This is a genomic window from Chloroflexus sp., from assembly GCF_049970315.1.
Classification (GTDB): domain Bacteria; phylum Chloroflexota; class Chloroflexia; order Chloroflexales; family Chloroflexaceae; genus Chloroflexus.
In genome coordinates this window covers 29,048-55,521 of record NZ_JBMFNE010000005.1, presented here as the reverse complement: position 1 = coordinate 55,521, position 26,474 = coordinate 29,048, and the positions used below count along the sequence as shown (strand labels likewise).

General features: G+C 55.5%; 19 protein-coding genes. 7 read left to right on the top strand and 12 right to left on the bottom strand.

The window, feature by feature from the left end; all coding sequences use genetic code 11:
- Positions 1-10: 10 nt before the first annotated feature.
- The 3 genes from ACP5OT_RS05195 to ACP5OT_RS05185 are packed head-to-tail and all read left to right on the top strand — an operon-like array spanning position 11 to position 5,067.
- Positions 11-2,578, top strand: coding sequence for a hypothetical protein (locus tag ACP5OT_RS05195; RefSeq protein WP_428131532.1), 2,568 nt, complete (start codon positions 11-13; stop codon positions 2,576-2,578).
- A complete protein-coding gene (locus tag ACP5OT_RS05190; RefSeq protein WP_424674404.1) occupies positions 2,578-3,225 on the top strand; it encodes a hypothetical protein in 648 nt (215 codons plus the stop codon). The genes ACP5OT_RS05195 and ACP5OT_RS05190 overlap by 1 nt, the downstream gene beginning before the upstream one ends.
- A gap of 9 nt (positions 3,226-3,234) precedes the next feature.
- A complete protein-coding gene (locus ACP5OT_RS05185) occupies positions 3,235-5,067 on the top strand; it encodes a glutamate mutase L (protein ID WP_428131530.1) in 1,833 nt (610 codons plus the stop codon).
- Positions 5,068-5,292: 225 nt separating this feature from the next.
- On the opposite strand, the gene ACP5OT_RS05180 is transcribed toward ACP5OT_RS05185, so the two are convergent.
- The 7 genes from ACP5OT_RS05180 to ACP5OT_RS05150 form a co-directional block, all read right to left on the bottom strand.
- Positions 5,293-6,327, bottom strand: coding sequence for a 2-oxoacid:ferredoxin oxidoreductase subunit beta (locus ACP5OT_RS05180; RefSeq protein WP_424674402.1), 1,035 nt, complete (start codon positions 6,325-6,327; stop codon positions 5,293-5,295).
- Between the two features lie 91 nt (positions 6,328-6,418).
- Positions 6,419-8,236 carry a 2-oxoacid:acceptor oxidoreductase subunit alpha gene (locus ACP5OT_RS05175; RefSeq protein ID WP_424674401.1) on the bottom strand — a complete coding sequence of 606 codons (1,818 nt, stop codon included), beginning with the start codon at positions 8,234-8,236 and terminating at the stop codon, positions 6,419-6,421.
- A gap of 158 nt (positions 8,237-8,394) precedes the next feature.
- On the bottom strand, positions 8,395-9,138 hold the full coding sequence (locus tag ACP5OT_RS05170; protein WP_424674400.1) for a peptidylprolyl isomerase: 744 nt from the start codon (positions 9,136-9,138) through the stop codon (positions 8,395-8,397).
- Positions 9,139-9,217: 79 nt separating this feature from the next.
- Positions 9,218-10,117, bottom strand: a complete 900-nt coding sequence (locus ACP5OT_RS05165; protein WP_428131526.1) for a UV damage endonuclease UvsE — start codon at positions 10,115-10,117, stop codon at positions 9,218-9,220.
- 124 nt (positions 10,118-10,241) lie between these two features.
- The gene (locus tag ACP5OT_RS05160) at positions 10,242-11,486 is read right to left on the bottom strand and encodes a tetratricopeptide repeat protein (protein WP_424674398.1); all 1,245 of its coding nucleotides are present in this window, start codon (positions 11,484-11,486) and stop codon (positions 10,242-10,244) included.
- Positions 11,487-11,559: 73 nt separating this feature from the next.
- Positions 11,560-12,312 carry a ribonuclease PH gene (gene rph / locus ACP5OT_RS05155; RefSeq protein WP_424674397.1) on the bottom strand — a complete coding sequence of 251 codons (753 nt, stop codon included), beginning with the start codon at positions 12,310-12,312 and terminating at the stop codon, positions 11,560-11,562.
- 68 nt (positions 12,313-12,380) lie between these two features.
- Positions 12,381-13,028 carry a DNA-3-methyladenine glycosylase family protein gene (locus ACP5OT_RS05150; protein ID WP_428131524.1) on the bottom strand — a complete coding sequence of 216 codons (648 nt, stop codon included), beginning with the start codon at positions 13,026-13,028 and terminating at the stop codon, positions 12,381-12,383.
- A 645-nt stretch (positions 13,029-13,673) separates the two neighbouring features.
- Here ACP5OT_RS05150 and ACP5OT_RS05145 point away from each other — a divergent pair.
- Complete coding sequence (locus tag ACP5OT_RS05145) at positions 13,674-14,849, top strand: zinc-dependent metalloprotease (protein WP_428131522.1); 1,176 nt, start codon at positions 13,674-13,676, stop codon at positions 14,847-14,849.
- A gap of 61 nt (positions 14,850-14,910) precedes the next feature.
- Here ACP5OT_RS05145 and ligA read toward each other — a convergent pair whose 3' ends face one another.
- Complete coding sequence (ligA, locus tag ACP5OT_RS05140) at positions 14,911-16,956, bottom strand: NAD-dependent DNA ligase LigA (RefSeq protein ID WP_424674394.1); 2,046 nt, start codon at positions 16,954-16,956, stop codon at positions 14,911-14,913.
- Positions 16,957-17,533: 577 nt separating this feature from the next.
- Between ligA and ACP5OT_RS05135 the strand changes: the two genes are divergently transcribed.
- The 3 genes from ACP5OT_RS05135 to erpA all read left to right on the top strand — a co-directional run bounded on the left by ACP5OT_RS05135 (position 17,534) and on the right by erpA (position 20,170).
- Positions 17,534-17,746 (top strand): hypothetical protein, encoded by a 213-nt coding sequence (locus tag ACP5OT_RS05135; RefSeq protein WP_424674393.1) that lies wholly within the window; start codon positions 17,534-17,536, stop codon positions 17,744-17,746.
- A 93-nt stretch (positions 17,747-17,839) separates the two neighbouring features.
- Positions 17,840-19,606 carry a heme o synthase gene (locus tag ACP5OT_RS05130; RefSeq protein WP_424674392.1) on the top strand — a complete coding sequence of 589 codons (1,767 nt, stop codon included), beginning with the start codon at positions 17,840-17,842 and terminating at the stop codon, positions 19,604-19,606.
- A 117-nt stretch (positions 19,607-19,723) separates the two neighbouring features.
- Complete coding sequence (gene erpA / locus ACP5OT_RS05125) at positions 19,724-20,170, top strand: iron-sulfur cluster insertion protein ErpA (RefSeq protein WP_424674391.1); 447 nt, start codon at positions 19,724-19,726, stop codon at positions 20,168-20,170.
- A gap of 78 nt (positions 20,171-20,248) precedes the next feature.
- Here the strand turns inward: erpA and ACP5OT_RS05120 are convergent, their stop codons facing one another.
- The 4 genes from ACP5OT_RS05120 to ACP5OT_RS05105 all read right to left on the bottom strand — a co-directional run bounded on the left by ACP5OT_RS05120 (position 20,249) and on the right by ACP5OT_RS05105 (position 26,412).
- On the bottom strand, positions 20,249-20,869 hold the full coding sequence (locus tag ACP5OT_RS05120; RefSeq protein WP_424674390.1) for an FmdE family protein: 621 nt from the start codon (positions 20,867-20,869) through the stop codon (positions 20,249-20,251).
- A 134-nt stretch (positions 20,870-21,003) separates the two neighbouring features.
- Positions 21,004-24,258 (bottom strand): molybdopterin-dependent oxidoreductase, encoded by a 3,255-nt coding sequence (locus tag ACP5OT_RS05115; protein WP_424674389.1) that lies wholly within the window; start codon positions 24,256-24,258, stop codon positions 21,004-21,006.
- 43 nt (positions 24,259-24,301) lie between these two features.
- Positions 24,302-25,444 carry an NrfD/PsrC family molybdoenzyme membrane anchor subunit gene (gene nrfD / locus ACP5OT_RS05110; RefSeq protein ID WP_424674388.1) on the bottom strand — a complete coding sequence of 381 codons (1,143 nt, stop codon included), beginning with the start codon at positions 25,442-25,444 and terminating at the stop codon, positions 24,302-24,304.
- Positions 25,445-25,455: 11 nt separating this feature from the next.
- Positions 25,456-26,412, bottom strand: coding sequence for a 4Fe-4S dicluster domain-containing protein (locus tag ACP5OT_RS05105; protein ID WP_428112849.1), 957 nt, complete (start codon positions 26,410-26,412; stop codon positions 25,456-25,458).
- Positions 26,413-26,474 lie beyond the last annotated feature (62 nt).

Here is a 26,474-nt window from a genome sequence, read left to right as displayed (position 1 = left end):
ATGTGCCACTATGGAACACTTACCACCATGGCTTCGTAACGTACCGTTGCCACCAGCGCCGGATGAAGATGACGTAACTCCGGCATGGTTGCGTGGTATCGATAGCTTGACTCCCCCACCACCGCCGGCAGTGGCAGTACCACCGGATTGGCTGACCGCCGATGAACCGATGGCCGAAGCGACGAGTGTGCCGGACTGGTTGGCGGAGTTGCAGGCAGAGGTAAGCGATCCGCTAGCCGATGCTCAATCGGCGGCATGGCTTCGTGATGCCGATTCAGGTCCATCGGGAGAGGCTGTGCCACCGGTAGAGCCACCGCCGACAACGAGTTCGCGCCTCCGTATGCCGATGGGTCCAACCGATCTGCTGCGCAGTATCGGATACGAAGAAGCACTCGAACCGGCATCAGAACCATCGTTAGAGTCAGAAGTACCGGCAGATGTTGATACCGGTGTGCCTGATTGGTTGCGTGAATTGAGCAATGAAGAGATTACTGAGGCGTTTGCTACTGCGCCGTCTGAACCTTCCTTGCCGACAAGTGAGCCAGCAGCGAAAGCAGAGTCGATTTCTGAGCCGGCCCTTGATGACTGGCTGAAAGAGTTGGATCGGATCGTCCCTGAAACTAGCTCGACCGATTGGTCTGCCAATGTAGCTCCCGGTGACGAGACAGTCTTTGCCCCCGATGCACCGGCGTGGTTGGACCCGGATCAATCCGCAGCGAGTGACACATCTGCGTTTGATCTACCGCCATGGTTGCAAAATGTTGCCGGCGATGAGCCACCGGTTGCTGCCGGCTCGGTACGGCTCGATCTACCGACATGGCTACTCGATGACAATATTATTACTTCCGCTCCATCCACGACCACTCCACCAGTGGCACCGGATGCGCCTACCTTGTTTGCTGACAGCAATGCCGCATCACTTGATACTGGCGCCGCTGATGGCGGTAGTGCCTCGTGGTCGCCGGATGAAGGTGTAGCCGGTGCTGATGCTGTACCAGAGTGGTTGCTAGAAACCGAACGTCAATTAGGTGCCGCCGGTGAAGAGATGGTACTACCATCTGCCAATACTGACGAGGCACCGGCGTGGCTGCAAGCCGAGGAACCGCTCAGCGACGTGCCGGCCTGGTTGCGGGCCGAAGAGCCAACCGCACCGACCGACGACGTGCCGGCCTGGTTGCGGGCCGAAGAGCCAACCGCGCCGACCGACGACGTGCCGGCGTGGTTGCGGGCGGAGGAGCCAACCGCACCGACCGACGACGTGCCGGCGTGGTTACAAGAATCTGCCGCGAGCACTGCTGATACACCTGATTGGCTCATCGGGGTTAAGCAAACTGAAGACCTGCCGTGGTTACAGGCTGAACCGTCCGGGCTATCGGTTACTGCCGAACCGTCAACAACGACTAGTTCAAGCAGTGACGAATTCTTTAGTGGGGCCGAGTTACCGCCATGGCTACGTGCTTCTACGGAGCACATTGTAGAGCCGGTGGCTACTCCATCCCTAAGTTGGTTACAACGTTTGAGCAGTCGTGAAGCGGAGCTAGAAGAAGAAGCGAGTGCTCCTGAGGTTGTGGTGGTTAAACCACCGCTGCCGATGCCGGCTCTACGCACTCCTGATCAGGTAGCGGCAACGGCACTCCTCGAACGTTTGATCCAGTCGCCATTGCCACAAGCGGTATCGGTCGCGCAACCGACGGTTGTTCGTCGCCGATTGCCGAAACTCGAGCATTGGTTGGCGTGGGTCTTGTTGGTTGCCGTGCTCGTTAGTTTGCTGATCCCAAGCCTACCCAATCCGCTAATGGGTCAAGTGCAGCCTTCTCCGGCAGCAATTGCGTTGAGCGAGCGATTAACCGCGTTGGGTAGCGATGATGTGGTGTTGGTGGCCTACGAGTGGGGTGCCCAGCGAGTTGCTGAGTTGCGACCTCTTGAACAGGCGCTCTTCGAGCAACTAATGGTTGATCGTACAAAACTGATCATCGTTAGTACCGATCTTCAAGGAGCATTACTCGCCTTCGACCAAATTGGACCGTTGCGCGCTGCTGGCTATAACAACGAAAATGGTGTTACCTTTGGTGGACGCGATTACGTGCTTCTCGGCTATCGTCCCGGTGGTGAACTGGCGCTGCGCAGTATTGCCGGTGACTTGCGCGCCCAGTTGCGTCGTGATTATACCGGTCAAGATGCTACCGCCGGTCTATTGGCGACACGCCCCGATGGTTCGCCGCGGGTCGAGACCCTCGCCGACTTGGCAATGATCGTTGTTATGGCCGATCAAGTGCAAGATGTACAGGCGTGGATGGAGCAGATTCACAGTGCTGCTCCTCGAGTACCGATTGCCTTCTTGCTTCCTCAAGAGGTCTATCCTCAAGTGTTGCCCTATCTGCGCTTACCTAATGTGTATGCGGTGGCCGGCCAGCGTGGTGCGGTTGAGTTGCGTGCTGCGAGTGGAACTGATGGAGTGGTCGCCACGATGGTAGCTAATCAGACGTGGGCTACGATCATGTTCGTGATCGTGATGATGGTTGGTGGTGTGATTGTCATTATTGAGCGGTTGCGGCGCCCAGCCCGCGGGAGCGCGTGATGGATTTGGCAATCAATCTGATCCCGGTGTTGCTGACGCTGCTCGTGTTTAGCCGTCTGTTCGGCGATACACCGGCATTCCGGCTCGTACAGTATCTGTTTGTTGGTGTAGCGTTAGGTTACGCGGTGGTTGTCATCTACCATCAGGTGCTGCGCCCGGCAGTCGTTGAGCTTTGGTTAGCTAGTGGGCAGCCTGGTTTGGTGACGTTGCGCCTCGTCCCTTTTGTATTGGCCGCTCTCTTGCTTACGCGCGTCAGTGACCAACAAACGAACTCGTGGCTGGCTAATCTGCCGCTGGCGTTGGTTTTTGGGGTTGGAGCGGCGCTGGTGGTGGGTGGCGCATTGATTGGTACGATCATGCCACAAGTCCTCGATGCCACTCGGCTTGATCTGAGTGCTCCGTCTGCGATATTGGGTAGTCTTGTTCTGTTTGTCGGTTCTATCGTGACTCTGCTCTCGTTTTCCTTTACTCGGTCGGCCGATCCGCGTCGCCAACGCTGGCTCGATAGCACCGCACGAGTAGGTCGTTGGTTCCTCCTGATTGCATTTGGTTTCTTTTTGGCTGGGAATGTGAGTTCTTATCTTGCTGCATTGAACGAACGGTTATTGTTCGTTGTTGAGTGGGTTCGGGCGGTGCTGGGGGCGTAAGGGAGAGGTATGTCTACAGTGCGTGCTGTATTGGTAGTTGAGATCGGGAGTGTTACGACCCGTGTGTCGCTGATCGATCAGGTCGATGGCGAAAGCCGTTTGATCGGTCAAGCCGAGACACTTACAAGCTGTGAGTTGCCGTACCAAAACATCTTCTTCGCTATTCAAGAAGCAACAGCGCAGATTGCCGATCTCACCAGCCGTCAGCTCCTGCATGATGGCCGTTTATTGATGCCCCAGACGATTGCCGGTGATGGGATTGATGCTGTTGTGGTTGTTACATCAGCTCTTGAACCATTACGGGTGGTAGTGGCAGCGATTGCGGCTGATGTATCGGCCCGCAGCGCGTTGCACGCGGTACAGGGTGTGCCCAGCGTCGTGTTGGCGGTGACAACCCTCGATGATAGGTTGGGGCATCCACCGGCTGTCGAAGATCGGTCGTGGCTCGAACGCCAACTCGAGACGCTCTTGCCACTCTCACCTGATGTGATTGTCGTGACCGGGGGTGTGGAAGGTGGTGCGACGGATTCGGTCATACGGTTGGTGCAATTGGTGAATTTGGTATTGGCGTTCAAGCAGACGACCGATGAACCGTTGCCCACTATCGTTTATGCCGGGAATACTGCAGCCCAAGCGCAAGTGCAAGTGGCACTTGCCGAGTACAAGAACGATGTTCTAATGGTTGCCAATGTGCGCCCGGAACTTGAACGCGAAGTGCTCACGCCGCTCCGTCAAGCATTGCTTGCCCGCTATGCTCGTCAGTTAACCGATTTGCCCGGTCTGAACGCATTGCCTGCGGAGCATACGACGTTGCGTACCGTGGTTGAGGCTCAGTATCTGATGACCCGTTTCTGGGCTGAGCGACAACAGCAACCGGTGTTGTATGTGGATGTGGGGGCAACGACCACCACTCTGATCGCCGCAGCTCCCGATCAAGTTCATGCGGCGATCCACGGTGTGCGTGGTACAGCCTATGGCGCAGCTCACGTGCTCAGTGAAACAGGCCCTGCCGCCCTGGCGCGTTGGTTGCCATTCGCAATGACCGAACAGGAACTGACTGAGCGCGTGCTCAATCGAGTGCTGCGACCGCAGACGATACCTGCTACACGCGAAGAATGTTATCTTGATCTCGCGCTCACCCGTGCGGTGCTGTCGCTCGGAATGGCTGCTTTGCGTGATGAGGTACCGACGTTGGAGTATAGCCACGTGATCGCGAGTGGTGGGGCACTTATCCACGCACCGCATCCCGGTATGGCACTGTTGGCTTTGCTCGATGGGTTGCAGCCGGCTAATGAACTACCCGATTTGCTCTTGCACGTTCACCTCGATACGTTTGGTTTAATGTCGGTCTGCGGTGGTCTAGCCACGTTACATCCTGAAGCGGCCCTTTCCGTCTTCGATCACGATTTGCTGTTGAATACCCCGTTGGCGACGTGTATCGTGTTGCAAGGGAGTGGCCGGCCTGGTGAACTGGTCGCCGAGGTCGAACTAATTGCAGTAGGTGGTGACACCGAGTACGCACAGGTACGTTTGGGTGAGCTGGTTCGTTTGCCGCTACCGATTGGCCGGTATGCGCAAGTCAAAGTCAAACCGACTCGCGGTGTGCGGGTAGGCCGTGATGTTTCCGGTGAGCCGGTGGCGAGTGATCCGGCAGAAGTGCCCGGTAGCCTCCTCGGACTGATTATTGATGCCCGTGGCCGTCCGTTATCACTCCCCGAAGATGGTGCTGAGCGGCGACGGTTGCTGTGGTCGTGGTTACGAGCGTTGGACGCGGAACGGAGCGATAGTCCTTACCCTGAACCGGAAATAGCCTTGCCCGAACATCGAGGCGTTGGAGTATAAGTTTAGATTAGTGTGCCCCATGCCTATCCGCTGTATATTTTTGGTCAGAACACGGATAGAAGGGAATGCGACGGATAACCACGGAGGTGAAGCGTGGCGCGATCGGTGACCATCTGTCAGGTCCGTCTTAATCCGTGTATTCTTGGTCAGAACACGGATAGAAGGGAATGCGACGGATAATCACAGATGGTTCTTAGTGTCCCACTCGTCTCACTCCGTGTACCTTTACCTTTCGCCCATAAGATCTGCCATCACAGCGGCGAACGCCTCTCGGGTTGGACGTAGACGATCTTCTGGAAATGCCGCGATTGGTGTCGGGCCGATGCCTAACGTCTCGGCCAATGTCGGGCGTTGTTCATTTAGATAGATCAAACCGGTCACAAACTCGCCAGAAGCACGGGCCTGTTCCAGCAATTGTAGTGCCGCCATCCGATTGCTCGGATCGTGGTCGTGATTCAGTTTGCGCAATCGAATAACCGGGCCACCGTGGAGTTGGACATCGCGCACCTCGCCCGGTTCATAATCCACCGTCACCTCTTCGTAGTGCGGGATAAAGCTGATGTCGTGCAATGGCGACTCGTGCGTCTTCCCATAGGTATAACTCTTGGTCGAACGGTCGTGGTTGTTAAAGGTAACGCACGGACTAATGACATCGATCACGGCGGCACCGTGAAAATTGAAGGCAGCCTTGATCAATTCTCGTACCTGTTTGGCATCGCCGGCAAACGAGCGGGCAACGAAGCCACAGCCGGCCAAAATTGCTTCGGCACAGACATCAATCGGCGGTAAGTGATTAACACCGGCATGCTTCAGCTCTTGCCCCTCATCGGCTGTGGCCGAAAATTGACCTTTCGTGAGACCATACACCCCGTTATTTTCCACGATATACACAATCGGCACGTTACGCCGTAACAGATGGATAAACTGCCCCAAGCCAATACTGGCCGTATCGCCATCACCACTCACGGCGAGCGGACGTAAGGTATGGTTGGCGAGATGTGCGCCGGTGGTTACCGATGGCATCCGGCCATGGAGTGAATTAAAACCGTGTGAACGACCCAAGAAGTAAGCAGCCGACTTACTCGAACAACCAATGCCGCTCATGCGAATGACGGTATGCGGTTGGAGCGAAAGTTCAAACGCCGCGGTAATAATCTGGTTAGCAACGGAGTCGTGTCCGCATCCGGCACAGAGTGTCGATGGTGCGCCACGGTAATCTGCCTTGGTCAGACCAATTGCATTTATCGTTTGCTGGGTCATAACAGGTATCCTTATGGTAATATAGGTTCTATCTATACCGGTTTGTCGTTGCATACCCTTGGTGGCAATCATCTCCGCATCGACTGCAACTCTACATAATAAGTGTAGTTGCATGCATCTGCTCGAGCACATTCAATACCTGATCGCGCACAAATGGTGCGGTAAGTGGCAAGCCATCGCACCACGCTACCGAACCTAGCCTTGTCGCGTATGCCGGGCAGTGGAGTTGCAGTAATTGACGTAACTGACCATCGTGATTCTGTTCGATCACAACACAATACCGGTGATGGGCGATAAAATCGGTAACTTCCTGGCCGAGCGGTAAGGCCCGCACGCGCATACTACTGGTCACAATACCAGCAGCCGCCAACAAATCGCGGGCCTCAGCGATGGCCGGCGCCGTTGAACCAAATCCGATCAAACCGATGGTAGCCTCTGGATGCGCATCGATCACCGGGTGGGGTACGAGACGGCGAGCTGTCTCGTGTTTCCGCCAGAGTCGTGCCATATTACGCTGCCAGTCTTCAGGACGTTCACTATAGACATTACGCTCATTGTGCCCGGTACCACGGCTGAGCGTCGCCGCCAACGGGTGAGGATTACCGGGCAATGTGCGGTAGCCAATCCCATCACCATCAACATCAGCGAAGCGTGCATACGTAGTAAGCTTCGCTAAATCTTCAGCACTGAGCACCTTCCCGCGTTGCAGCGGTTGCTCAGGGTACGTAAAGGGTCGGCTCATCCAAATATTCATCCCCAGATCAAGATCGCTGAGAACAAAGACCGGGGTCTGGAGATACTCGGCCAGATCAAACGCCAGTTGGGCATCACTGTAACATTCTTCCATCGTGCCCGGCAGCAACACCACATGACGAGTATCGCCGTGGCCGAGGTAATAGACCGACAGAAGATCGCCTTGGGCGGTGCGGGTGGGCAAGCCGGTTGAAGGGCCAACCCGCTGCACATCCCAAATGACGGCAGGGATTTCAGCGAAAAAGCCTAATCCGGCGAACTCAGTCATGAGCGAGATACCCGGCCCCGAGGTCGCGGTCATTGCCCGCGCACCGGCCCAACCGGCTCCGATCACAATCCCCAACGCCGCGATTTCGTCTTCGGCTTGCACAATCGCGCAGGTCGCCCCTTGGTTATGTTCGCGTAAACGGGGCAAATAGCTCTCGAGCGACTCGATCAGGCTGGTTGACGGCGTAATCGGATACCACGCTACCACTCCAACCCCACCGGTAATCGCACCGATTGCAGCAGCAGTATTACCGTCGATCAACATCAGCTCGGTGGTGGCCGTAAGTGGCTCGACGCGAAACCGCCCATGCGCGGGCGTGTCGGTGTTGCTCATCCATTCCTTTGCTGCCCGAATTACAGCTAGATTCAGCTCGATAGTGGTTGCTTTACCACGAAACTGGTGCTGTACCGCCTTGACCAATGCGGTATCGGTAATTCCCAGGAGTGCAGCCAATGCCCCGACGTACACCATATTGGCCGCGTAGGTTCGTAAGCGCTGGCTAACACCGGTTTGTTCGAGAAGCTGGCGCACCGGTAGCGCGACCGAGATAATATCGGAACGTTGCGGTTGCCATGGGCCATCGGCGGGGTAGAGGCAGATGCCACTGGTAACGAGATTGGCGAGGTCGTCGTTAGCCGTGCGCGGATTAAACGCTACCAATAGCTGCGATTGGGCAGGTCGAGCTGTGTAACCGGCTTGGCTGACGCGCAAGGTATACCACGTCGGTTCACCTTGAATGTTCGAGGGGAAGAGGTTCTTACCTGAGACGGGAATACCCATCAAGAAAATGGCTCGCATCAGCACCATGTTTGCCGTTTGGCTGCCGGAGCCGTTGATGGTGGCCGCAGTAATCGCGAATTCATTGACGGTCGATTTGGGGAATTGCATAGCCTCCTCGCAATGCAAAGCTCGACACTGAGCAACATACCCGTCATTATACGCGACCAAAACCGATTATTGCAATGCAACATCCACAGCGTGGGTTACAGAGCTTGCCGCGCCGTGGCGATGTACCGGTGCGCAGCAACACCGGTCTTATCTTTTACCTATTCTTCGCTAATCGTAATGCCCAGAATCGTCTCACCTGGTGTTGCCAAATCGGCAGGATTGCTCGGATCGCGCAGCGGAATCCCATCCACAATCTCTTGTCCTTTGATCACGCGCCCAAAGATGGTGTACTGCTCGTTAAGCCACGGGGCCGGAGCAGTCGTGATGAAGAATTGTGAACCAGCGCTGTTGGGGTCGGTAGAGCGTGCCATTGCCACGATTCCGGGCTGGTCGAACAGAATTTTGTCGGTGAACTCGGCAGGGATGGTATAGCCCGGCCCACCGGTGCCATCGCCGTTCGGATCACCGCCTTGTGCCATAAAATTCGGCAGGACACGGTGCCATGTTAGCCCGTTGTAGAAATTCTGGCGGGCGAGAAAGACGAAGTTATTCACCGTTTGCGGCGCAATATCGGGCAACAGCTCAATCACAATCTCGCCGCGGGGCGTGTAGATAGTCGCTGTGTACTTCTTCGCCGGATCAATTGTCATTGGTGGTGGGCTGTTGTACCGGTAAGTCGTTGCGGTCGGCATGACCGGCATCGTACTCGCCGCCGGTGTTGAAGTAGCAACCGGTGCTGCCGTCGGTGGGGCCGGTGGAGTGGTAGGCGCCGGTGTTGCGGTTGGCGGTGCTGCGCGGCTAATCAGCAGGCCGGCAACAAGTCCAAGAATGAGGAGCAGAATAGCAATGGCTATCAGGCCAGTCATTGGATTAGGTGTGGAAGATGGACGTTGTGTACTCACATGACACCTCGATAATAACGCTGTACCGCAGGCATTATACCGGTGAGGATGCGATGGTGACAAGTGGATTAGTCGTACATTATTGCACACACGCTACCCACTCCGGTGCGTAGCGATGGAGGTCATGGCGTAAGCGGAGGAGAGCCAGATCACCGGCTTTAGCTTCGAGCATAAGATCGAACGGCGGTAAGCCACGACTTGCCGCGAGTAAGGCAAGCGCGTCTTGGGCAACGATAAAATCGGCGTGTTGGCCGGCGCGCGGTGGTAGAACGCGGGTCGTACCGTTGCGACCCGGCAGCAGATGGGCCTCGCTTCGCTGACTACTTAGATGTACTTCAGGTCGCACGTCGCGCGGCCACGTTGCCAGACTCAACCCGAGGGCAAGTGGCAAACTCCATCGTTCGGGATTGTGTAAATGAAAATGGAGGTAGTCGAAGACAATCGGTACCCCGATACGAGCGGTCAGCGTCAGCAGCATACGTAGTGATGGTCCACTACTGGTATGTTCGATGGCGGTGCGTCGGCGAGCGGGTACCGACAATGCCGACCAGCGTCTCGCGAGGCGGAGGAGCGCTTCGGCGTTGCCGGCTGCCGCATGGATGACCAGCGTGTGGGTGATCGTGTTTGGTTGATCGAGTGCGACGAGCAGATGAGTCGCCATTTCGATGGTGCTTATTGTTTCGGCGGCGACTCGATCATCAGGGTGACTCAAGTTGAGGTGTGGATCGAGATGGAGACCGAGGCGGATTTGCTGTGTGCTGAGGCGTTGGCGGAGTAGTGCGAGCTGGGTAGCGCAATCGGCCAGATCTGCCGGCGTCATGTGGCGGGGGGCGGCAAAACGGTAAAACCGAATTGCCCGCCGTTCAAGGTATGAAAGGAGATCACTGAGTTGCGTGAGTAAGACGCTTAGATGGGGTGATGCACCACCGGCAAGGCCGGGTTGTTGCACGGTGCGAACAGAAAAGCCTAGACGGATCATGCCCGTGCCACCTCTTCAGATATAGTCAAGTGAGCAGTGGATCGGTTTTATCATTCCACTGCTGTTGCTATAGATTGTAGTACATATGTTCGATTTTGTCAAAAGAAGCGGTCAAGTCTGCGTTTCAGAGCCGTGGTTTTGTCGTGAGTAGTAGACTGTTGATCGCCAACCGACGATGGCGGCGGGTATAGTAGCGAATCTGGCGAGGTAGATTCTCTTCAGCGGGTAAGTCTTGTACTTGGGCGATCAGCCGATCGGCGATACGCTGGATCACCGTCATCTGTTCGGCTGAAGACAGGCCGCGTAGTTCATCTCCCCACGGCACGGTACATACACCTTCGACCACCACACCTACCACTTCGGGCCACAAAGGACTGTATTTCATCCAATTAACGGCAAGGCAGAAGCCGGGACTGGATATGGGTAATCGTTCTCGGGCAATGGTGAAGAGGTCGGCTAAGTGACCAACCGCGATGACGAGCAAGATCGGCGCCGTGATGTTCGGGAGATGGTGTAAGTTCAACAGCGGTAGCTCGAGTAGCTGAGCCAGCGCAGCAGCGAGTGGTTTGCTGGTTAGATCAGGCGCAACAATCCCGCCTAACTGCCATTTGCTGCTGCGAGCAAGTGCGACAAAGCGTTGGATGGTACGCACGATATCGTGTTCACGCAGGTGATAATCGTGTAGCGGATGGATGGTGATGCCGTCATCCATCGCCGAACCGAGGCAGATGACACCTTCGTGTACGTAGAGGTCATCTTTGAGACCGGTGCATGTGTGGAACTCACGCCGCCGCTCAATACTCTGCAAACATGCCAGCAGCTCAAATTGGTCTTCTGCGTGGGGGGCGAGTGCCAAAGCGTGCTGCCAGGCTTGTTGTGCTTCATCAAACCGCTGCAATTGAAAAAGACAACGACCCAGGAGATGAAAGACCGCCCAGTCATCGTAGTAACGTTGGCGCGGCCCTTCGAGCATCGTCACCGCTTTGGCGTACTCACCACGTGCTGCGTAGATGTAGGCTAATTCGAGTTGCGCAGCCGTATCATTCGGATCAAGCTCAAGACAACGTTGGAACTCTCGTTCCGCTTCGTCGTACCGTTCAAGTTCGACCAAGACGAAGCCGAGGTTGAAACGGGCAAAGTAGTCGTCGGCGAGAGCAGCGACCGCAGCAAAGGCGTCGGCTGCTTTTGCCAACAAGCCTTGCTGCTGATAATGGAAGGCCAGCGCGTTATGGGCGTCACGCATTGTTGGGTCGGCGGCAATCGCTCGGCGAAACTGGTCGAGGGCCTCTAGCGGGCGTTGGGTGCGTTCGAAGGCCAAACCGTACCGTAAATGGCGACGACTGGCGACGCGCTTCATCTCATCGGTCATCCTAAGCCTCCTCGCCCAACCGGTGTGGGCGATGGTTGCGCGTTTTGTCGTAGGGGAGGACGCGCAACCGTAGTCACGGTGAAGCTGCGCTGCTCATGGCGTTGTTGGGCAAAACGGTGGCGAGCGCTGCAGCTTGGGTTGCTAGAATCTGTTGAATACCTCGTGCAGCAAGATCTAACAGCGCATCAAGTTGGGCACGTGCTACCGGTGTTCGTTCGGCTGTTGCCTGTACCTCGATAAACGCACCGTTGATGTTCATCACGACATTACAATCGAGATCGGCCTGACTATCTTCTTCATAGCAAAGATCAAGCAGGAGTGCGTCTCGAATCATACCTACACTGACTGCGGCCAGCGGGGTGAGGGTTGGGTATGTTTCAACTGCACCACTACGTACCAAATGATCGACGGCGAGTGCTAACGCGACGTACCCGCCGCTGATCGACGCGGTACGGGTGCCACCGTCAGCCTGTAGCACGTCGCAGTCGATGGTGATGGTTCGCTCACCGATCGCATGTAAATCTATCGCTGCTCGCAATGAACGCCCGATCAGGCGTTGAATCTCTTGGGTTCGCCCACTTGGGCCGTTACGTTCACGACGAGACCGTTGTAATGTCGCCCGCGGCAGCATCGCATATTCTGCCGTAACCCAACCACCCTGTTGACCGCGCATCCACGCCGGTACACCGTCTTCAATCGTTGCCGTACACAGGACGCGCGTATTGCCACACGCAATGAGTGCCGATCCTTCCGCGTAAGGAGCAGCACCGATCTCGATAGTGATAGGACGCAATTGATCTGGTGCCCGGCCATCACGTCGTACCATACCGATTTCTCACTCCTTCCTTTTGAATATCATACCATGTGTAACTACACCCAACAACGCACATTTACTCAACTTTTCGACATAATGTGCCGAATTTGCCAAAGATACCAGCAAGCGATACTACGGTACGGTCGCCAACGTTCACCTAAAGCACGTAGTTCACGCGGCGACGGTATCTGTGGTAATTGATAGACAAGGCGAGCGCCATCCCGCAGTCCAAGATCGTCGGCAGGTAACATGTCAAGCCGGTCGAGTGCAAACATGAGATAGATTTCAGCCGTCCATCGTCCAATCCCGCGCACGTTGGTTAGCGTTGCGATTGCCGTTTCATCGTCGAGCGTCGGGAGCAGTTCGAGGTTGAGCTGTCCATACACGATGCGCTCGGCTAGATCGCGTAGGTAACCGCTTTTCTGCATCGAGAGGCCGGCAGCGCGCAGCGCCGTCGTGTCGGCAGCCAGTATCCGTTCCGGAGTCAGTTCACCGAGGAGGGTCGTTAGACGATCACGGATTGCACGCGCGGCAGTCAAGGTGAGTTGTTGGCTGATAATCGCATAGGCGAGGGTGGCAAAGCTGTGCGGTTGGCGTTGGAGTTCGAACGGACCAATCTGGTCAATCCACGGTGCCAGCACCGGATCGACGGTGCGGAGATGGTTGAGAGCTTGTTCCATAGGAATACCAAATGATAGTCCACGACGATTATTGCGTAGCAGTGCCACAATAGTGTGATCATTGTACTCGACGTTCAGATGAAAGTGGCTATTGTGGTGATTGCTCGGGGGGATGAGTCGCTGATGCTGTAGACCCGCGAGCTATTGGCAATTCGCTATGGGATGCTGATACCAAGCAAAACCGATCTCGCTTAGCGCGATTGGCTCGTGCTGGGGCGTGATGCGATCCAGGTGTTGGGCAACGATGGAGTGATCGGGAGCTACCGGTTGCGCTAATCTGTATGCAACTTTAACTGCACTGTTGGCGTCGTACCATTACCGTTTTCCACTCCGGTAAGGGAGGCCGCGTGAGGAGATTCAGTAACGACTGGTTGGCGGGGAGAATTGGGCACGGCTAGGTAACAATGACACTGACGGAAAGTTTGCCGTGTGGTGATGGGATGACAGCACATTGGAATGTACCGTACCTACCATCGAAACGCAAGAGTTCATCACTGTCGTCCAACCGCACGACTGTTTCGGCCTCTCACAGCGTTGTTCGTCGCACTTCTAGCTTGGCACATTATGCACCGACAAGGTGACGTTCGTGTTCTAGTGTGATAGGTGCGACAATCCTACCGCGCGGTTGGACAAGCGTAGATCAACCATGCTAGACTGTGCAGAGGATGGCCAACATACGGAAAGGAGATAACCTTGGCCGGTAATCAGAATGAACTACGTCGCTTCGGCGCCGCTCTGTTGATCGGAATAGCGGCCGGTTTAGCGGCGCGCTACTATTTCGACTCTCGTGCTCGCAATGAAAGTCGGGTTCCCAGCGGCTTGATCGACTGGGAGCAGGCCCGTCAGGCGGCATTACGTTTGTCGCAGTGGGAACAAGCTCCGGTTGACGATCGCCATGTTCGCCGCCAACAGTACGCCCAGATGGTGGCGCAAAGTGAACCTCTCATCGCCGAGTATCTTGGCGTGCAATTACCCGAACCGGTCAATCGAATTTTTGTTTTCGACCGGCGGGAATGGCTCGAAGCGAATATTGTTTCATTTAGCCAGCTCTTCCGCCCCCTCGAAGAGGTGTATGAAAAGAATGGTGGCGGGCGTGGTGCGTTGGGGGTGATGGTCAACGGTGTCAGCAGTAAGTTGCTGGGGATGCAGATTGGTGGTCTCCTTGGGTATCTGGCTCAGCGTGTGCTCGGCCAGTACGACTTAAGCCTCCTCTCGGCAGAAGCGACCGGTGGTTCGCTGTACTTTGTCGAACCGAATATTGCCCGTGTCCAGCAGCAACTCGGCCTGAACGATACCGATTTTCGGCTCTGGATTACGCTGCACGAGATGACCCATGCCTTTGAGTTTGAAGCGTATCCGTGGGTGCGTCGCTATTTCCGTGAACTGATCGAGCAGAACTTTACGCTCATCAGCAGCCAAATGTTGGGTAACGGCAATAATCTGATCGATACCATGATGCGGCTGGTACAGGGGGTTGGGAGTGGCCAACATTGGATCGAATCGGTATTGACACCTGAGCAGCGGGTGGTGTTTGATCGGATTCAGGCACTGATGTCAATTATTGAAGGTTACGGCAACCATGTGATGAACGCGGTTGGTCGGCGATTGTTGCCGAGTTTCAGCCAGATCGAACATCAGATCGCGCAGCGGCAGCGGCAGCGAACGTTACTCGATCAGATGGTCTTTCGCTTGACCGGCCTCGATCTCAAGCTAGCCCAATATCAGCAAGGTGAAGCGTTTGTCAATGCGGTAGTGGCCGCGCGTGGGATCAGATTTGCCGGTCGCGTCTGGGAGCGGCCAGAACATCTGCCATCGATGGAAGAGATCCGCAATCCAGCGATGTGGATTGCCCGCATAGAACGTATGTAGGAACGTTCGCGGCGATAGGTTGGCACACTGCGATGACCGGCGTGCCAACCGCAGCTATCGTTCACCGCTCACCGATGAGCGCCAACAGAGCGGCTTCATCAAGCACCGGAATACCAAGTTGCTGGGCCTTCGCTAACTTGCTACCGGCATTTACCCCCGCTACGACATAATCCGTCTTCTTACTGACGCTATCGGTTACTTTACCACCGTGTGCGATGATCAGAGCGCTGGCCTGCTCGCGGGTCAGCGAAGGTAACGTACCGGTAAGGACAAACGTCTTTCCGGCGAGCACATCACTCTTCCGTTCACGCTGGGGGCCGGCGTTCATCTGTACTCCTGCCGCGCGCAACTTTTCGATCAACTGCCGATTTTCGGGGCGGGCAAAGAAATCAACAATACTTGCCGCAACCACCGGCCCAATTCCGGGAATCTGCTCGAGCTCTTCTTGGCGAGCATTCATTATCGCGTCGAGTGATCCTAAGGCGTTGACCAATGCTTGGGCTGCAACGGTACCAACATAGCGAATCCCTAAGCCAACGATCAAGCGGTCGAGTGGTCGTTGGCGCGCAGCGTCGATTGCGTTTAGCAAGTTCGCGATCCGCTTCGGACCAAACCCTTCTAACCCGGCAAGATCCTCTGCTTTCAGGTAGAACAGATCGGCTACATCACGCACCAAACCGCGTTGTACAAACAACTCAGCCTGTCGTTCACCCATTCCAACAATATCGAGTGCGGCACGGCTAGCAAAGTGTTCTAGCCGACGGACCAACTGCGCCGGACAAATTCCAAAATTGTTACAACGCCAGGCCGCCTCACCGGGTTCGCGTTCAAGTGGTGAACCGCAGGCCGGACAGTGTGTTGGAAACTGCCACGGTCGCTCGCTGCCATCACGGCGGGCCACAACCGGCCCAACTACATACGGAATCACGTCACCGGCCCGTTTCACAATAACGTAATCGCCGATCCGAATATCACGCTGAGCGATATAGTCGGCGTTATGCAGGCTCGCATTACGCACGATGACTCCACCGATCTGTACCGGCTCTAACTCGGCATTCGGCGTAACGACACCGGTTCGTCCGACATTTACCGTGATGTTGAGCAAACGAGTGATAGCCTCACGCGGTGGAAATTTAAAGGCAATGGCCCAACGCGGATCACGCCCAACCACGCCAAGTTCACGCTGCTGGGCAAAATCGTCAATCTTGATGACCATCCCGTCAGCTTCGTAGGGTAATTCATCGCGACGGGCCATCCATTGTTCGCAGTAGGCCAGTACCTCATTGAAATCGGTAAAACGACGGACATCTTGGTTGACCGGAAAACCGAGCATCCGTAGGTAACGTAATGTCTGCCATTGACCGGTCAGCTCGACCCCTTCGACCGGACCGACACCGTAGGCAAAAAAGCGCAGCGGACGAGCGGCAGTAATCGCCGGATCCTTTTGGCGAAGTGAACCGGCGGCGGCATTGCGTGGGTTGGCGAAGATCTTCTCACCGGTAACGGCCAGACGATCATTCAGCGCCTCGAAGTCAGCGGTACGCATATAGACCTCACCGCGCACCTCGATCAGTGAGGGTAACGCAGTGGGTAGATCTCGGTCGTGGCCGCCATCTGGTGGGTGCAACAGTAGTGGAATGCTACTAATCGTGCGCAGATTCGCGGTCACATCTTCACCGACCTCACCATCACCGCGCGTTGCACCTTGCACGAATTGGCCGTCACGGTATGTCAATGCTACTGCCAGCCCGTCGATCTTGGGTTCGACCACATAGGCTACCGCTGTATCCTGACCGAGTAAGCGCAGCACTCGATCACGCCAGGCCAGCAGATCGGTTGTGGTGAAAGCATTGCCAAGCGAGAGCATCGGCTGCAGATGTTGCACTTTCGCAAACTGACTGGCCGGTATGCCGCTGACCCGCTGGGTTGGTGAGTCGGGGGTGATCAATTCTGGATGCGCCGCTTCTAGTGCGCGTAGTTCGTTCATTAAGGCATCGTATTCGGCATCGCTCACAATGGGATCGTCGAGGACGTAGTAGTGGTAATCATAGCGACGAATAAGCGTCCGCAGCTCATTGATGCGTTGGGTCACGTCGATTTGATTCATGTGCAACTCCAATGTCAGGTAGAACTCCACCAAAGGTACTATCTAAAACCTTCTGAAAGTAGTACTGTTGGGGGGTTGCGAAGAGGTAAAGAAAACGTTACCATAGAAATACCCCCCCCACACGAGACCCGCTGGCAGTTGCCAGAGGGTTTCGTGTTTCTAATAACGAGATACTCGAACATTCGTGCATATTGTACCATAGGCTATGCCGATGAAATCTCTCGGCACATGCCGTCCTCTCCTCAGACTTCTTCCTTTCGGGATGAGATAGTGACATAGCTACCGCTATTGTATGCCGATACATAATCCATCGTTGTGGCAGAGATACGGGATTTTTGTATTCACGTCAAGTCATCAGACATACCTTCCTCGCATCATAGTGCAGCTTGTGATTACAGCCTGTAGAGGAGCAGTACGTAATCAATAGTTAATAGATCTCAACCGTAAATACTGCATTCCAACGCTGTAAAGTCTCGTTCGGTGTTGAAACGTCTATTGTTGGGCAACAGAGGTGCATGGTATAATTCCGTCAACATTAATTTTAGTGAAAGAATCCACGAACTATTGAGGGTAACCGATGGCTGCATGGTTCATCTTTTGGGTAGCGGCGATCATCGCGATTGGTGGTCAAATCCCGTTGATTGTTGCGGCGTGGCGGCTGTACCGTCAACCACCGACGGTGCCGGCTCATATACCGCGGAGTAATGGTCAGGCCGATCTCGCTTGGACACTGGTTACGGCGTTGGCGACGGTCGTGTTATTTGGATTCGCGTATCTGGCACTACCTTAGGCGCACCCTATCAGGATAGTTGCCGATGAGTTTTGCGGTACGTGCTGCACCTCGCTAGCGTTACCACAACGCATTGATTGTACGAAGTCGGAGATGCATATGGCCGTGCGCACTGTTGTTCGATTGCTCATCGTTGGATTGCTGTTAACGTTAGCAACCATCATCTCTGGTGCGCTGGTGACGGTATCGGCCAGCGCAACAGCTTGTTCGTCGTGGCCGTTATGTCTTGAAATCGTGAGCGACGGTGGTAATCCCCTCGTTTGGATTGCAATGTCTCACCGTCTGATTGTTGCTCTGGCGCTGTTGGTCGTCCTTGCCGGTACGTGGGCGGTATGGCGATCCACCGAAATAGAAGCTCCTCCGCGTTGGACGGCACTGGTTGCCGTGTTTCTCTTCTTATCGCAAGCATTAGCCGGAGCTTTACTCGTTTGGGGTGTACCGGCAATGGTGGCCGATATCTGGCACCTTTCGGGGGCACTGATGGCGTTCGGAGCACAGGTATTAACCTTATTACTTATTGTTGTTCCCGTTCCATCTGCGAACGAACGTTTGTCAGGGCGTACTGCACAAACGCAGCGCCGTTTACGCGGGTTAGCGGCATGGACAGCGGCGGCTGCCGGCGTGGCCGCTCTGGCGATTGGGGCGCGCAGTGTGGCTCCGGCAGTTGAAATGGCTGTTGGGTTGCCGGCAAACAGTGTTGGTGCATTGAGTTTTGCCGCATTGTTGTCGGGATTAATGGCAGTTGAGATTCGACGGCGATTGCCGGTAGCAGCGCAATCTTCGGTAGTAGCGATGGCGTTGCCGCGCTATAGCCCGCTCTTGCCGATCTTAGCTCTCATCGCTCTCGCCGGTCTGTGGCTTCCTGGCGGACATCTGCTCAGCCTATCGGCAGCGTCGTTGCTCTGGGCCGGTGCCTTAGCCGCCGCAGTCATCATCCACCGTACACCGCTCCACTTTATGACGGCGATAGCTCCGTCGCGGCCGGCATCTAAGTGGCGCACTGTGATCGCCGATTACATCAGTCTGACGAAGCCCAAAGTGATTTCACTGTTGTTGGTGACAACGTTGACCACGATGTTCATCACCGAGGCTGGCTTGCCATCGTGGTGGTTGGTCTTATGGACGATGATCGGTGGCTATTTGGCAGCCGGTGGCGCTGGCGCGATCAATTGCGCGTTTGATAGCGATCTTGACGTCAACATGGGGCGCACCAGTCGGCGACCGGTACCGAGTGGGCGCATCTCAGCTCGCGCGGCGTTCATCTTCGGCGTGATCCTGAGCGTGTTGTCGATCATTGTGCTTTGGGTCTTTACCACGCCATTAGCCGCCTTCTTTGCCTTCCTCGGCATTATCTACTACGCCTATTTCTACACGAGTCTGCTTAAGCGCAGCACATGGCAGAACATTATCATCGGGGGTGGTGCAGGGGCGATTCCGCCGCTCGTGGGATGGACGGCGGTGACCGGTTCGATCAGCCTGATGGCAGTGGTGCTGTTTGCGATTATCTTCTATTGGACGCCACCCCACTTTTGGGCTTTGGCGTTGGTCAAGCAGAAGGACTATGCCCGTGCCGGGGTACCGATGTTGCCGGTAGTGGCCGGCGAAGGTGAAACGCGCTGGCAGATTCTCGTCTACTCGGCTATCATGGTTGCGGTATCGCTGCTGCCGGTAGCAATCGGTGCGATGAGTTGGATCTATCTCGCCGGTGCGCTACTGTTTGGCCTGCGCTTCATGCGTGATGCCTGGGCAGTGTGGAAAATTGGCGATCAGGCGGCGATCTGGGGCCTGTATAAATATTCTCTGCTCTATCTGGCCCTGGTGTTTGCCGCCATGGTGGCCGATCGGTTGATCCTTGGATAACGGTTTGTTGATTTACGAAAGCTCCGACTAGCAATTTGGGTTGAGTTGGTGTATACTTCATCTATCGAAGCAGATAGCTACGCTGGTGGCTATGTAGTACCGGTAAGGAGTTTGTCCATGACGATGATCGGTGTCGACCAGATTGGTGTGCAATCAACAAACCCACAACCACTGCTGATGATTAGCGAAACGGCTGTTAACCGGTTGCTGAAGATGATGCAGGAGAAGCAACTGGAAGGATATGCCCTGCGCGTCTTTGTCGCCGGTGGTGGCTGTTCGGGTCTCCAATATGGCATGACCTTCGATGATGAAGTGCGCGAGGGGGATAACGAGTTTTACGCCGGTAACCTGCGCGTATTGGTTGATCCGATTAGCGCCAATTACTTGATCGGCGCGTCGATCGATTTCGTTGATACACTGATGGGTGGCGGCTTCAAGATTGATAATCCGAATGCCGTTTCGTCGTGTGGTTGTGGTCATTCATTCCGCGCCCGCGATACCGATTACAGCGAAGATGATGATGATGCGCCGGTTGGTGGTGGGTGCGGTACCTGCGGATATTGATGAACAGGTGACTGGTTGAAACGCACGGCCAACCGCTACGGTTGGTCGTGCGATCATTATTCCATGATCGTTTGATCGTCACGTATAATACCGCTCACCGGCACAAGTGCGGCATAACGTTTGTCCGTCGCGTAATATCTCGCGGGCGTTGATAATCTCTTCCCCACAACGATCACACATCGCGCGAATTCCGTTACGGCTAATGATCGCCTTCAGATCGACGGTTAACGTTACCGGTTGGGCAATCAGCAGATCCGTCACCGGCATCAGTTGGTACGCGATCAAGTAGGCGTGCCAACGACTACGGGCATCGGGTGCGTATTGACGGGCCAAGGTTCGCGTGTTCGGATGAGGGGCAATTCGCACGGCGTTGCCGGTCTGAGTATCGACAAACGTTGCGGCAACTTTGCCCTCATCGATGAGCCGCATCGTTCGCCGGCCGAGCCAACAGCCGGTAGCAACACCGATTCCGTCGGCAAAGCAGCCATCAGTTTCAACGAAGACATAGAGACGCTTGTTGGTCTGGGGTAACGGTAGATTGAGTAATTCACCCGCATACATCCCCATCCGTGCCCCTAGTACCTGTCGTGGACAGAGGTGACGGTGCATCGCCGATGAGCGGCGCAAGAACTCGGCGAGAGGTTCAGGGGCGACAAGCCATTGTAACGAAGCGGAATCGATGAGTTCGTCAATCGACACAATCCTTTCTCCTTTCTGGGGATGCAGTGCTTCGGTAGTGATATGATACCAGAACATTATGCTTCCTGACAACTAAAGCAAGCGGGAGGACGGGTCACGTCCTCCCGCAGTCGCTATAGCCGCACCGGTCTACGCTATCCAACTCGCTCTAGCTTCACCTTCGAGTCGTAGAAGACGGCACTCCCACCTACCAAGTCACTCAGCGTAACGTTGCCGAGTACCGGATCGACGCGCATTGCGGCATTGGCATGGACGCCGGCTGCACGCCGTGGGTCGGCGGGAATAGTGATGCCGTCGATCACGATCTCACATGCTCCACTCGCGAAGTGTCCCCAACCGAGCGGGAAGGCGATCACACCGGGACGAATGCCTTCGATCACCTTCACCTTCCCGATCATCGGCTTCCGTATCCCGTTTCGCAGATCCCATACCCCGTCGGGATTACTCGCCGAACTAATCCGTACTTGGTCGCCATCGCGTAGCCCCAGTCGTTCGGCATCGACTCGATTGATTAAGATGCGGTTTTCCGGCATCAACGCTAGCAGCCAGTAATTGGCAATCCCGCGCGCCTTAGCCATCATCACCTCTTTATAGGTAATCAGGTGGAGATCATAGCCCTCGTCGACGATGGGCGTTCCATCGACTGCCAGCCCAGGCGGGACATAGGTCGGGTAGCCGATCAGATGTTCACCGGTCATTGAGTTGATCGTACTCGCGGTTTTTTCTTGATAGAGGTTGATCTGTTTGGCGTAAGGATTGCCGGCCAGATCTCCTTTCCATCCCTGTTCATACGCCTGATAGCGACCACCGCGGTTAAGCACATAGACGGTCTGCCGCCAGAGTTGTTCATCGTTGCCGACGGCAGCCCGCCACTTTGCTTCGTCAAAGACACTCGATGGTAAGAAGCGTCGGGCTTGACGGAAGACCGCGAGTTCGGTATCGTCAGCCGGTGGTACTCCATCGCTACCATCTTCCTTTTCGCCAAACGCAATATTGGCCACCAACTTCAAGTAAAGGTGCTCTGGTCGCGTAAACGGTATCCCTTCACCAAAACCGTTGGGGCCAAAACCGGGTAAGTTGAGTCGTTCGGCGATGGCGAGGACGAGCGCCTCAAAGCTAAGCGGAATCTCTTCGCCGAAGACCTTGACGGTCGGCCAGTGAGGCAGACTCATTGCCGGCTGGCGAATGTTTTCTACCTTCCACGGCACGCTCGGATGCGATCCGTGGAATTCCCAGCGTTCGAGGAAGCTCAGGTCGGGAAAGATGTAATCGGCGTAGGTGCTGGTTTCACCGACCATAATATCACTCGTGATAATGAGCGGGATCTTCTTGGGATCGGCCAATATCTCGATCACCGTTTGTGCTGCCGGCAGTGCATAGTTGATCGCCGACATATAGAACATTGCGACCTTAATCTGGTATGGGTATGCGTCACCCATCGAGGGCACATCTTCCTGATAGACATCGGTTGCGAGCGGGAACCATGGCCGTCGTGCCGGATAACCGTTAAACAGCGTCGATTTCTCGTAAGCGGTGTTGGTGCGCAGCAGGTCAATGCCGAATGGCGCGTTGGCGCCATTGTTCATCTTTTCGATTAGGAATGGGCCTTTTGCCTTGCTCCCCAGTCGGTCATAGGTGGTAGGCTTGATCAGACCACCACGATGGTCAAAATTACCGATGAGTGCATTCAAGGTGTAGAAGGCGAAATTGGTGTAGAAGCCGTTGGTATGTTGCGATGCGCCGCGGTGGATATCGGCGACGGCACGGGTGCCGTGGCTAGTGAATTCACGCGCGACAATGATAATATCTTCCTCTGTTACATCGGCGATCGCTGCCCACTCTGCGATCGTATGCATGCTGGCCGCTTCATAGATAATCTGCAAGCCACTCTTGACCTGAATACCGTTGATCTCGGTATTCACCAGCAGATCACCCATCACCGGTGTAGCTTCGGGGTTGTTCGGGTCGATCGGGGTTGGAGCACCGTTGACTAGTGCGACGAAAGGATCAAAGGCGAAGTTGGTACCATCGGTAGTGACGTACTGTTTCGTCTTCTTCCCTTCGGCATCGGTCGTTTCGACGACGGTTGTCAAACCGATGTCACTCGCGCGGAGGAATTTGCCCGGTGTACCGTCTTTGATCTTGACCAACCACGTTGCGTTCGTCCAGCTCGGCTCGCCGATGGCAGCAGCGGCAGCTTTGTTAGCAGCGGCGAGAAAAGTGGCGTTATAGCGTTGTTGCTCGATGATCCAGCGGATCATCCCCATCGCGAAGGCTACGTCAGTACCCGGCTTGATCGGGATCCACTTCCACGCTTTGCTCGCCAACTTGCTCAGGCGTGGGTCAAGGACGACGTACCGCATGCGGTTGCTAATCACGCCTTGAGTAATACGGGGTGATTGCGGCGTCGGGCCATAATTGGCTTCAAAGTGATTCGTTCCGGCAAAGAGCACAAACTCAGCGTTCCCCAAATCGGCTTGCCAGTAGAACTTTTGACCACCGGTGAATTTACCGGTTGCCGGATCAAACTGTTCGCTCATGGCCTTACCGGTGAAGTAGAGCGAACCTTGGCAGATGGTAGTATGGCCGTTGGCATTGACCGAGCCAAAGCCACTCTTGACGAACCGCTGCACCAAGTCACCACGTCCGTTCTTCAAGCGTCCCCAAATGAAGGCAAATTGGTTATTCTTTGGCCCTAAATCAGGATGATCGGGGTCGATCAATACATCGAGATGCTCGGCAAAGTCACGCTTGAACTGCTCGACCAGTGCGGGCTTCTCTTCGGGCTTCGCGGCGAGAATATTGTTCACTGCGGCGGCCATCGCTTTGGCCAGATTTGCATCTTTGAGCGCATACAGTGCGCGTAACCCTTCGACCGGCCCTTCGCCAAACAGATCGCCGCCTTCGACGATCTCGGTGATTGCCTGCTCAAAGTCAATCGTAATCCATTGACCGGCTCCGCGTGGTGTTCCCGGTTTGCGCTTGAGAACGCGGGTCAACCGGTACGGATCGTAGGCGGTCTGGATACCGGCCTGTCCTTTCGGGCAGAGTGCGCCATCAACTGGCCCGATAGAGCTAATTGGGGTCGTGTAGGGCAAGGGCGGTTCCATTGTCCAAGGGCTATAGGGGTTACCTTCAAGTTTGGCGGCCACGCCATCGAGCAACTTGACCTTGAGGCCACAGCCGGTATTGCACTGCAAACAAACGGTTTGGATCGAGTTAGCGGCATCGACCAGTGGCAGATCGATCGGTTCGCCGCGTGAGAGGCTAGCGAGCGGACCACAGCCGGCCAAAGCTGCGCTGCCGCCGAGCAACGCCGAAACTTTGAGGAAATCGCGCCGGCTGATACCAGAGCCGGTAGGCGTTGGGGTGTCGTGTTGTCGTTTCATATCAACACTCCTGTCGTAGTCGCAGGTGTTCTACTGCAATGACCTAATCGGCTGTGCCGACAGATTCGACCGGACGGCTAAAGAGCGGTAAGCGATCGGCGCCTATAACGAAGCCAATAGTAGCGGCGCCGACAATGCCAGCGGTCACTGCCCATTCCATCAGGCTTGGGCTGTAGGTAAAGCTCAGGTGTGGGCCGTGGAAGGATTCACCTAGACCTCGTAGTTCGGGCAAGGTAAGTGCTGGGAAAATAATATTGGCGCGGGCGACGGCCAAGCCGAGCAAGACACAGACACCCATCAATCCGGCAGCAAAGCCGTTGTTCCTTATCGGTGTCGTAAGAACGATCAGTGGCAATAGCATACCAAGGCCAATTTGCAGCAACCAGAAGGCCCAACCATAGGGGCCAAACAGCACCAGATTGATTGCCTCGGCACCGTGACTGCTATTCTGGTAAAGCGCCTGCGAGACGTCAGTCCACAGATAGTACCCTTTAACCAGCAGCAGTATCACCAGCCCTAACCCCAAGACATGCAACTGTTGCGAACGGCGTGGATCGCGTACCGGGCCAAACCAGCCGATGGCGATCAGCATCAGGGCAACGCCAGAGGTGAGATTAAAGACAGGAAATTGGGCCGGCAAGTTGCTGACGTGCCAGCTTACCCGGTTCTGGTTGACACCAAGCAATGCTCCGATACCACCGCTGAGAAAAATTGCTAACACGAGACCAACGATCATGATCGGCTTCAGCCAGCGTGAGGGTTGGGGGCGGAAGCTGAGCCAGAGGCTGACGATTACGATGATGAGAAAGATGGTATACCCCCAGACCAGTTGCGCCATCACTGCCCCAAAGTTGGGCTGGAGGTAGACTTTCCAAATCCGTGTCATATGACCAAGATCGAGACCGATAGCAGCCAAGCCGGCCGGTAGCGTGACCAATGATCCCCACAGGGCCATCCGGCCACTACCACGGAACAATGGCAGTTCAAACAACAGATCGAGGGTTGCCAGCATAAAGCCGCCGGTGGCAATGCCGGCAAAAAACATATAGAGTGCCACCCACAGCCCCCATACCACATACGAGCCGTAGTTGGCGTTCATATGCCCGTAGACAAACCGGTCGTACAATCCCCACATGCCAATGAGCAGGCCAAGAAAGCCAGCTACATAGAGGAGCCGTTTTAGCATAGGTCTGCTCCTCATTGCAAATAATACACACGCGGCTCAGTACCAAGTTCCTCTTTCAATCGCATCACATTCGGCTTCGCGATCAATTCGCTAACAAGGCTTTCAGGATCGTTCGCGTCGCCAAAGAAGGTTGCCCGTCCAATGCAGGTCGTCACACAGGCCGGCAATTCGCCATTTAGCACGCGATGCATGCAGAAGTGGCATTTACGCACATTGCCAACCGGCGAGTCATGGGCGTCGTGACGAGGGTGCGATTTCCCATATTCAAACGTGCTCGCTTGCTCATAGCTCACTGCTTGCTCTGCCCCAAACATCACACCGGTGGTGGTCGTATTGGCAGTGTAGGTATAGCCAAAGTCGAAGGTACGAGCACCGTAGGGGCAAGCGGCGATACAGGCGCGACAGCCGATGCACTGCTCATAATCAACCGCAACGACGCCATGCTCGTTGGTGTATGTGGCCGAAACAGGGCAAACGCTCGTGCAGGGTGGATTATCACACTGCATGCATGGTCGAGGGACAAAACGGCGGCTTACATTAGGATACCGTCCGATCTCTTCTTCTAACACCGGACGATAGACCACACCGGGCGGCAGTTTGTTTTCAGCGACGCAGGCAATCGTGCAGCCGTGACAGCCAACGCAGGCGCGCAGGTCAATCACCATCACCCAGCGTCGTTCGTTGACCGGCTTGGTTAAGGCGCGCAACAGATCGGTGCGCATCCGTTCGAGGAGATCGACCGGCGTCCCGCTGAGGTTCGCAGCCCGTAAGCGGGCAATTTCGGCTTCATACGCCGCCAATGCCTCTTCAGGGGTTAAAATGTCGATCGATTCGTTCGATTTCCCGGTCGCGGCTGGTAAGCTCGCTTGCACCGAAGCCGCCGCAAGAGCGCCGGCGCCGGCCACTAGCGCGCCAAGCAAGCCACGCCGACTGACCGGGGTGAGCGGAATGGTGGGTTGTCGAGACATAGGCTACACTCCTCGTCACTCGCAGATTACCGCTAAGCGTACTGTACGGCGTTTCTTGTGCT

Bases quoted from the DNA above. Each gene is read 5' to 3' on its own strand.
- ACP5OT_RS05195 (WP_428131532.1), top strand. From the start codon at position 11: ATGGAACACTTACCACCATGGCTTCGTAACGTACCGTTGCCACCAGCG.
- ACP5OT_RS05190 (WP_424674404.1), top strand. From the start codon at position 2,578: ATGGATTTGGCAATCAATCTGATCCCGGTGTTGCTGACGCTGCTCGTG.
- ACP5OT_RS05185 (WP_428131530.1), top strand. From the start codon at position 3,235: ATGTCTACAGTGCGTGCTGTATTGGTAGTTGAGATCGGGAGTGTTACG.
- ACP5OT_RS05180 (WP_424674402.1), bottom strand. From the start codon at position 6,327: ATGACCCAGCAAACGATAAATGCAATTGGTCTGACCAAGGCAGATTAC.
- ACP5OT_RS05175 (WP_424674401.1), bottom strand. From the start codon at position 8,236: ATGCAATTCCCCAAATCGACCGTCAATGAATTCGCGATTACTGCGGCC.
- ACP5OT_RS05165 (WP_428131526.1), bottom strand. From the start codon at position 10,117: ATGATCCGTCTAGGCTTTTCTGTTCGCACCGTGCAACAACCCGGCCTT.
- ACP5OT_RS05160 (WP_424674398.1), bottom strand. From the start codon at position 11,486: ATGACCGATGAGATGAAGCGCGTCGCCAGTCGTCGCCATTTACGGTAC.
- rph (WP_424674397.1), bottom strand. From the start codon at position 12,312: ATGGTACGACGTGATGGCCGGGCACCAGATCAATTGCGTCCTATCACT.
- ligA (WP_424674394.1), bottom strand. From the start codon at position 16,956: ATGAATCAAATCGACGTGACCCAACGCATCAATGAGCTGCGGACGCTT.
- ACP5OT_RS05135 (WP_424674393.1), top strand. From the start codon at position 17,534: ATGGCTGCATGGTTCATCTTTTGGGTAGCGGCGATCATCGCGATTGGT.
- ACP5OT_RS05130 (WP_424674392.1), top strand. From the start codon at position 17,840: ATGCATATGGCCGTGCGCACTGTTGTTCGATTGCTCATCGTTGGATTG.
- erpA (WP_424674391.1), top strand. From the start codon at position 19,724: ATGACGATGATCGGTGTCGACCAGATTGGTGTGCAATCAACAAACCCA.
- ACP5OT_RS05115 (WP_424674389.1), bottom strand. From the start codon at position 24,258: ATGAAACGACAACACGACACCCCAACGCCTACCGGCTCTGGTATCAGC.
- nrfD (WP_424674388.1), bottom strand. From the start codon at position 25,444: ATGCTAAAACGGCTCCTCTATGTAGCTGGCTTTCTTGGCCTGCTCATT.
- ACP5OT_RS05105 (WP_428112849.1), bottom strand. From the start codon at position 26,412: ATGTCTCGACAACCCACCATTCCGCTCACCCCGGTCAGTCGGCGTGGC.